Below are 7954 nucleotides of genomic sequence, written 5' to 3'. Positions count from 1 at the left end.
ACAACCGCCGATCTACCAGGAGCTCGCTTCATATCGATCCACTACACGCCGAGCTTCATCACCTTGTGACCATCCGCCCTGTCAAGTTCCCGGACGCTCACTTAGACCCTACCTGGCGGGTGTCAGGCGTCGAGTCCTACGAGGTCGAGGCGTTCGAGCAGGCTGGGCTTGCGGGCATGGGTCGCCCGCAACTCGGCTAGCCGCTGCCGGAACAGCGGGGTGCTGCCGTCTCGTTCGCTGAGGTCGCGTAGGTCGACGAGGAGTTGGACGGCGGTGTCGTATTCGCGGGGTTTCTTCGTGGCGATGAGAGTGTCGACCCGTTGCCACGCGGCGGGCTGGTCGACTGCGAGGGTGTCGAGGTGCTGCTGTCGGGCGGCCGCCGCCGATCGTTCGCGGCGGGCACGGTCCCGCTCGCGCTGTTCGGCGTCTCGGCGTTCCCGCTTGGCCCGGAGGTCTGCGGCGGTGGCGAGTAGTTGGCCAGCGGTGCGTGCAGCGGTCGTGGGTGACGCGTCGGTGGGATGTTCGTCGCGGTACCGGCGCAGCAGTCGGCCGCGCAGGTGATTGTCGCCGCGGGTGATCAGTTCGGCGAGGATGGCGTCCTTCTCCCGGGAGGGCAGCCCGGCGACCCAGGAGCGCAGTTGCGGGGCGGTCGGCTCATCGGCGGCTTGTGCCGAGCCGGCCGCTGCGGCCGCGATCAGGTCGGGGTCGATGCACAGGAACTCGGCGACCGCGGTGAGCGAGGCATCGAGTGTGCCCAGGCCGGGCGGGACGGGCGGCTCGGGCTCGGCGTCGTCGAGTTCCAGCGACTGGGCGCAGCGCAGCCAGCTCAGGTACAGCAGGCGCAGGTCGCCGGCGGCCAGGGTGGCCCGCGCCGGGATGATGGAGGCGAGCAGGCCGTGTCCGTCGAGGTCCCACTCGTCGGTGCCGTCCTCGTCTTCCCGATGCAGGTGGACGATGACGTGTTTACCGGTGGTCCACGCCGACGCGCTGCCACCCGGGCAGTAGCCGGCGACCGTGGCGGGGTCGAGCACGCGTTTCGGGAGCCGCAGCATGAGTTGGCGGGTGCCCCAGTTCGTCAGGTACAGGTGGGCGTCGAAGTACCGCCCCATCAGTTCGTGTGGGTCGCCTTTGAAGTTTCCCCACTCGTAGGTGTTGACGAAGCTGGTCGCGGTGATGTCGGCCCGCGTGGACAGCGCCCGCAGCTCGCCCTGCTCGCGGGTGGTCAGGGGCCGGTCGACGGCCGTGAACTCGTAGTACTGGTACTCGCTCACCCTGGTCTACCGCCCTGCCCAGTACCGGTAGGCGTCGATCCACGCGGCCCCGTCTGGTGGTGGTGCGGGCAGCGGCAGGTCGAGCAGGTCGATCCGCTGCCGGTGCCGGCCCCGGGTGCAGACCGCGACGACGGTGTTGGCGGTCAGGTCGACCTCCCGCACGGTGACCTCCATACCGAGAACGGTGGTGGTGAAAGGCACGGCCAGGTGCTCCTCGAGCATGCTGAACAGGCCGGTGAGCTGTTCATCGTCGCTGTACGCGTCGACGGTGGCCTCTTCGATCATCGCCTTGAGCGTCGGGTTCGGCTTCGATGCCACCGGCAGATCGTAGCGGCCCCGTTCAGCCGCTCTCTGACCCGCCTTTGGTCGCTATCGGGACAGCGGGCCTTCGCGGCACGGTGGTGCTCCTGTGGTGCGGTACGCACCCGACAGTGCCGGCACAACGACAGCTCGCCGGTGTGCCGGCGCCCCTGGGCAAGGAAGGTGCGCCACCCGCCCAGCCGACGAGCGTGCGCTCGGCGTGGAGCGTTGAATTGGACGCTGCTCCTCTGGCGTGGTTCACGGTCACCGATGCCGTATAAGCCGCCAACCAACGGCGCCGTACCAGGTCATGACGGGTAGATGGAGGGCGTAGCCGAGTTGTTCCAGTGTTGGTGACATGCCGTCGGTCCCGGTGGTCCACGGAACGACGACAGCGGCGAGGCCAGCCAGCGCAGCGAAACCACCGGCACGGCGGAGCCGGTCCGGTAGGTGGGGCGCCAACCGCAGTGGCCGCGGTGGCGGCGACCCACAGCAGCCGGCAAGGTTGACTGCCCACTTGGCGGTCAGCATCATCGCGCCGGCCACCTCAGCGACCATGTCCACGGGCTCGGCGGCGAGCTGGTCACCGCGAGGTTGCCGGCGTCGTGGAGGAGACCCGCCAGCTCCGCGACGGGCTAGCAAGCCACCTGGCAGCACGGCCAAGTGCGGCCGGACACCGCATCCGGGTTGCCGGCTAGCTAGCTCGGTGGTCGCAGCGCCACGGTAGCCGAGCCGCCCGGCACGGGAGGTGACGTGCTGGGACCGGTGTGCCCGACGGATCCGGGCGGCTCCGACGGAATGCGGGACGAGATAGGCATCGGCGACGGGCTCAAGCCGGACGCCGATGCCTATCAGGCCAGACCGGCGACGTGCCTCCCCGGATGGAGATTACGTCCTGTACCGGAAGCGGATCCGGCCGCGGGTGAGGTCGTACGGGCTGAGTTCCACGAGCACCCGGTCATACGGCAAGATCTTGATGTAGTTCTTCCGGATCTTCCCGCTGATGTGCGCGAGGACCTTGTGCCCGTTCTGGAGTTCCACCGTGAAGGTGGCGTTGCGCAGGCACTCGATGACGGTGCCCTCGACTTCGATGCCCCGTGCTGTTCCGGTCATCTTCTTGCCTCTCTCCGGTCGGTGACTCGGCCATGCCGTGCATTGCCGAGAACCGACGCTTGCTCGTCAGATCTGCCTGTCTCGCGCGCACTTCCGGTCCGTGTCGCGGCGGTGTTTTGCGGCGTCAACGGCGCACCAACTCCAGGTTGCTGCTTGCGCGCCGGGCGCTGACGCCCTCGAACAGTGCCGTGGCCGCACCGTTGGACTCGTCTACCTCGGCCCGCGCCGTGTCGATACCCAGGCGGTGCAGCGAACCCAGCACGTGGGCCAGCAGCGCCCGAGCGATACCGCGGCGGCACAGGTCGGCCCGGACTGCGATCAGCCCGATCCGTGTCTGCCGGCGCCGCGGCACCACCCGGACCAGTCCCACATACCGATCGGACTCGGCTGCTACCGCATACTTCAACGAATCGAATATCGGAGTACCGTCCGGCCGGGCCAGCACCTCGGCGGGCATCGAGTCCCAGCCGACGGCGGCCTGGACCTGGTCGCGGATCGCGCTGTACATCTCGCCCAGCGGGGCCTGTTGCGCCGCGCAGACGGGAAGGATGCGCACGCCCTCCGGCGGGAGCACCGAGTCGAGCCCCGTGATCTGCGGGTCGGTGGGCACGAGGTACTCCCACTCGCGGCGTCGGATCGGGAAGCCGGCTCGCTGCCAACTGGACGTCAAGTCGAGGTCAGCCGCGTCGACCACCGTGTACAGCGGCTTTGGGAGGTCCGCCAGCATGACCTCGGCGAGTCGGTCGAAGACCGCGCCGTGCCACGAGTCGATGCTGAGGAAGATCCGCCCGTCGGGCCTGCGTGAGGCGTCGCCGCGGCCGACCACCTGGTCGTCCTCCAGGGCGTGCCATTGCCCCTCCGCGATCTGGGCGACCACCACCGAGTGGTCGCCCACGCGCGAAGTGAAATGCACAGAATTCATCGGTTGTCGCCTTCCGGGATCGCCTTGTTGTCGAGGCGCTCCCGGCGACTCCTACGTCAATCGCCCGACCGTGACGACGAGGGGAGCACCCACGTGCGTACAGCGTTCATGGGTCTCACCTCCTCGGGCGGTGTCACGGTCTTCCGGACCGTATCAGCCCGAAGGCCGTTCCGCCCAACCAGATTTGGCCACCGTAGCGGGCCGCTGGCTGACCGATGGCGGCGGCGAGTTCGGACGCTCCAGGCGTCGGCTGGTTGAAAGGATGGGGGCTATCGTTCTGGCGTGCACATCCGCTTCGATGTTCCGGCCGATCCCGCCTACCCGGGTCGCGTGGCCGCTGTGCTCAGTAGCGTCCGGCTGCGCAAGCACAGCTATGTCGGCGCGGTGGTGGTGGCGGTCGGGGTGATCGGTCTGGCTGTCTCGCGAGGGTCCGACCGGGGCGCGGCGACGTCGCCGGTGTGGATGGCGGGTGTCGTGGGTGGCCTGCTCTTGATGCTGTACCCGCCCTGGGTGAGGTTCCGGGCCCGGCGTCGCTCCAGCCGCTACGCCGTGGAGGGCGGCTACGACATCACCGACGACAACATCATGATGCGCAGCGGCACGGAGTCCGGTGGCATCGCGTGGGACGGGGTGGCGCGTGTGGTGGAGACCGCTGAATTCTGGATCGTGTTCGTCGGCCGGATGCCGGCAACCGTGATCCCACGCCGGTTCATGTCCGCCGAAGAGGACCAGACGTTGGCGACCTTCATGGCCGAGCGTGGGCTACGCAAGGCGTAGCGCGGGCCATGTCGACCTGTTGCCCTTCGGGCCCGCGTGAGTGTCCTTTCCAAGCCGGCTAATCTTCGGCTCGGGCGCGTAGGCGGATCTGTAGCGGAGCCTCCAGTTCGGGCGGCAGCCGGAACCATCCGGCCGCGGTGAGTAGTCGGTGGCGTGGATTGTGCCGGTAGGAGCCGGCGACCGGATTGCCGTTACTGACTTCGATCGCCCCGATGATGTCCGTCGAGCTGACTCGTCCTGCGGGATCGGGCGTGCGTTCGTCCAGTAGATAGACATACCCGCTGCCCTGGATCTCCGCCTCCCGTCGAAGAAAGCTACATCGATCGATATTCTCGTCGATGACCCGGGACAACAGCCACAGGAATGGACCGTTCTCCTGAACGTCGCCGGGTGCCAGGACGTGCGGGTCCGCGCCCTCCCGCACGATCGCCATGACGGCCTCTGGATGCAGTCCGTGCTGAAACACCCAGTCGGACTCGAGTAACGATACGACGTCTCGCTCGCCATCATCGAAGTCCACCCGGTATCGGAACACCGGACGATCGTTGCGCGTCACGGCCGAGAGATTACCGGTTGGCCTACCCGTCAGACCGCGCGCTCCAGGCAGCCGGAGGATTGGCAAACCAAAGGGCCAAAGACGAAAGGGCAAGGAGCCCTCGCTCCCTGCCGCTTTTAACGTATAACACACAGGGGGGCTTGCGGCAAGACCCGGACCTTGCCGCAGAATCGTCGGCCGGAGTCGGCAGCGACGAGAAAATGGGGGGCACGACGTGCGTGTGTTGTCGTCGGCGTACGGGATGCGGTTCGGTGCGGTGGTGCGGGTGTGCGTGCCGCCGGACCGGGCGGAGCGGCTGGCCGGCTCGTCAGGGAAAGGCGGCCAGAGGAACGAGGCTGCCTTGGAGGTATCGCGGTGACCGCGCAGTACGTGGTGGGTCTTCAAGAGGTTGACGAGCGGCAGGTTGCGGTCGTTGGCGGCAAGGGTGCGCACCTGGGAGCGCTAACGCGGATCGACGGCATCCGTGTCCCGGCTGGCTTCTGCGTCACGACGGCCGCCTTCCGGCGGATCATGGCCGAAGCACCATCGATCGACGATCAGCTCGATCGGCTCTCGCGCCTGCGCCCGGATGACCGGGAGGCGACCCGGACGCTCAGCGCGGAGATCCGCCGGAGCATCGAAGGGATTGCCATTCCTGGCGCTCTCGCCGCGGCGATCACCCGCGCTCTCGCCCGGTTCGGCGAGCAGGCTGCCTACGCCGTGCGATCCAGCGCTACGGCAGAGGACCTGCCCACGGCCTCGTTCGCGGGCCAACAGGATACCTACCTGAACGTGGTGGGCCCGGCCGCGATCCTGCGGCATGTCAGCCGCTGCTGGGCCTCGCTGTTCACCGAGCGGGCCGTGACCTACCGCCAGCGCAACGGCATCGACCACCGCACGGTCCACATGGCCGTGGTCGTGCAGCAGATGGTCTTCCCGGACGCGGCCGGCATCCTGTTCACCGCCGACCCGGTCACGGGCAACCGGAAGGTCGCCTCCGTGGACGCCAGCTTCGGCCTCGGCGAGGCCCTGGTCTCCGGTCTGGTGAACCCGGACGTGTTCAAGGTGCGCGACGGCGAGATCGTCGCCAGGGCGGTCGCCACCAAGCAGCGGGCCATCCACGCGTCGCCGGGCGGCGGGACGCGGGAGCAGGGGATCGACCCGGCGCGGCAGGAGCGGCCCGCGCTGACGGATGCGCAGGTCGTGCGGCTCGTGCGGCTCGGCCGGCGGATCGAGGCGGGCTTCGGCCGCCCCCAGGACATCGAATGGTGCCTGGTCGAGGACGACTTCCAGATCGTCCAGAGCCGGCCGATCACGACGCTGTTCCCCATCCCGGTGGTCGGCGACCGGGAGAACCACGTGTACCTGTCCGTCGGTCACCAGCAGATGATGACCGACGCCATGAAGCCCCTGGGGCTCTCAATGTGGCCGCTGACGGCCATGGCGCCGATGCACGAGGCCGGCGGGCGGCTGTTCGTCGACGCCACCCGGCAACTGGCCACGCCGACCGGCCGCGCCGGCCTCCTGGAACTGGCGGGCAGGTCCGATCCGCTGATCAGGGACGCGCTGGAGACCGTCCTCGACCGCGGCGACTTCGTCCCGTTGTTGCCGGACGAGGGTCCCGGCGGGCCGCCGGCCGGCCGGGCGCCGACCCCGATCGAGACCGATCCGGCGATCGTCGCGGAGCTGATCGAGCGCAGCCAGGCGTCCCTTGCCGCCCTGCGGCGCGATGTCCGGGCGGTGTCCGGACCGGCGCTGTTCGACTTCCTGCTGGCGGCCTTCGACGAGCACAAGCGCGTCCTCACCGATCCGCTGAGCATTCAGGCGATCATGGCGGGGATGGCGGCCACCTGGTGGCTCAACGACAGGCTGCGGGAGTGGCTGGGCGAGAAGAACGCGGCCGACACGCTCACGCTGTCCGCCCCCGGCAACGTCACGTCGGAGATGGGGCTGGCGCTCCTCGACGTCGCCGACGCGATCCGCCCGCATCCGCAGGTGGTGGCGTTCCTGCGCGACGTCGAGGATGAGGGCTTCCTGGACGAGTTGCCGAAGCTCGCCGGCGGGGCCGAAGCGCGCGACGCCCTCGAGGCATACCTCGACCGGTACGGCATGCGCTGCGCGGGCGAGATCGACATCACCAGGCCGCGCTGGAGCGAGCGCCCCACCACCCTCCTGCCCGTGCTCCTCGACCACGTGCGCAACTTCGAGCCGGGCGCCGCCCAGCGGCGCTTCGAGCAAGGCCGGCAGGCCGCGGAGAGGAAGGCGCAGGAGGTACTCGCACGCCTACGGGCCCTGCCGGACGGGGAGCACCGGGCCAACGAGGTCAAGCGGATGATCGACCGGGTCCGGACCTTCATCGGGTACCGGGAGTACCCGAAGTACGACATCGTGAGCCGCTACTTCATCTACAAGCGGGCCCTGCTGGCAGAGGCCGAGCGCCTCGTACAGGCCCACGTGCTCCGCGAGAAGGAGGACGTCTTCTACCTCACGTTCCCGGAGTTCCGCGACGTCGTACGTACGAACCAGGTGGACGATCGGCTCGTCCGCCAACGCAAGGACGCCTTCCGGTCGTACCAGGCGCTCACGCCGCCCCGGGTGCTCACATCGGACGGCGAGGTCGTCGCCGGCGCGTACCGGCGCGACGACGTACCGAGCGGTGCCCTGGTCGGTCTACCGGTCTCCGGCGGGACCGTCGAAGGGCGGGCCCGGGTCATCCTCGACATGGCCCAGGCCGATCTCGAACCGGGTGACATCCTCGTGACGGCGCACACGGACCCCAGTTGGACGCCCCTGTTCGTCGCTGTCAAGGGGCTGGTGACGGAGGTGGGCGGCCTGATGACGCACGGCGCTGTGATCGCGAGGGAGTACGGCTTGCCGGCCGTCGTGGGCGTGGAGCAGGCCACCCGGCTGATCCGGGACGGGCAGCGGATCCGCGTGCACGGAACCGGCGGGTACGTCGAGATTCTGTCGTGACCGACCACCCGGGAGAAGGCCCGCCGTTATCCCGGGGCATGCCGGCGGCGGCCCCGGGATGGG

At 69.0% G+C, this 7954-nt stretch carries 7 protein-coding genes; 2 read left to right on the top strand and 5 right to left on the bottom strand.

The window, feature by feature from the left end:
• Positions 1 to 122 precede the first annotated feature (122 nt).
• The 4 genes from KJS59_RS20940 to KJS59_RS20925 all read right to left on the bottom strand — a co-directional run bounded on the left by KJS59_RS20940 (position 123) and on the right by KJS59_RS20925 (position 3579).
• Complete coding sequence (locus KJS59_RS20940) at positions 123 to 1271, bottom strand: hypothetical protein (protein ID WP_213454648.1); 1149 nt, start codon at positions 1269 to 1271, stop codon at positions 123 to 125.
• 6 nt (positions 1272 to 1277) lie between these two features.
• A complete protein-coding gene (locus KJS59_RS20935; RefSeq protein ID WP_376771226.1) occupies positions 1278 to 1556 on the bottom strand; it encodes a hypothetical protein in 279 nt (92 codons plus the stop codon).
• A gap of 903 nt (positions 1557 to 2459) precedes the next feature.
• Positions 2460 to 2684 (bottom strand): translation initiation factor IF-1, encoded by a 225-nt coding sequence (gene infA, locus KJS59_RS20930; protein ID WP_213454646.1) that lies wholly within the window; start codon positions 2682 to 2684, stop codon positions 2460 to 2462.
• A 124-nt stretch (positions 2685 to 2808) separates the two neighbouring features.
• Positions 2809 to 3579 carry a GNAT family N-acetyltransferase gene (locus tag KJS59_RS20925; RefSeq protein WP_249714578.1) on the bottom strand — a complete coding sequence of 257 codons (771 nt, stop codon included), beginning with the start codon at positions 3577 to 3579 and terminating at the stop codon, positions 2809 to 2811.
• A 309-nt stretch (positions 3580 to 3888) separates the two neighbouring features.
• On the opposite strand from KJS59_RS20925, the gene KJS59_RS20920 reads away from it, so the two are divergent.
• A complete protein-coding gene (locus tag KJS59_RS20920; RefSeq protein WP_213454644.1) occupies positions 3889 to 4383 on the top strand; it encodes a YcxB family protein in 495 nt (164 codons plus the stop codon).
• Between the two features lie 58 nt (positions 4384 to 4441).
• Here the strand turns inward: KJS59_RS20920 and KJS59_RS20915 are convergent, their stop codons facing one another.
• A complete protein-coding gene (locus KJS59_RS20915; RefSeq protein WP_213454643.1) occupies positions 4442 to 4939 on the bottom strand; it encodes a hypothetical protein in 498 nt (165 codons plus the stop codon).
• 354 nt (positions 4940 to 5293) lie between these two features.
• Between KJS59_RS20915 and rph the strand changes: the two genes are divergently transcribed.
• The gene (gene rph, locus KJS59_RS20910; protein ID WP_213454642.1) at positions 5294 to 7891 is read left to right on the top strand and encodes a rifamycin-inactivating phosphotransferase; all 2598 of its coding nucleotides are present in this window, start codon (positions 5294 to 5296) and stop codon (positions 7889 to 7891) included.
• The last annotated feature ends 63 nt before the right edge of the window (positions 7892 to 7954 follow it).

This window comes from Rhizomonospora bruguierae (assembly GCF_018397995.1).
In the GTDB taxonomy this organism is placed as follows: Bacteria; Actinomycetota; Actinomycetes; order Mycobacteriales; family Micromonosporaceae; genus Rhizomonospora; species Rhizomonospora bruguierae.
The sequence above is the reverse complement of the archived record's forward strand: the minus strand, read 5'-3'. Positions and strand labels throughout refer to the sequence as shown.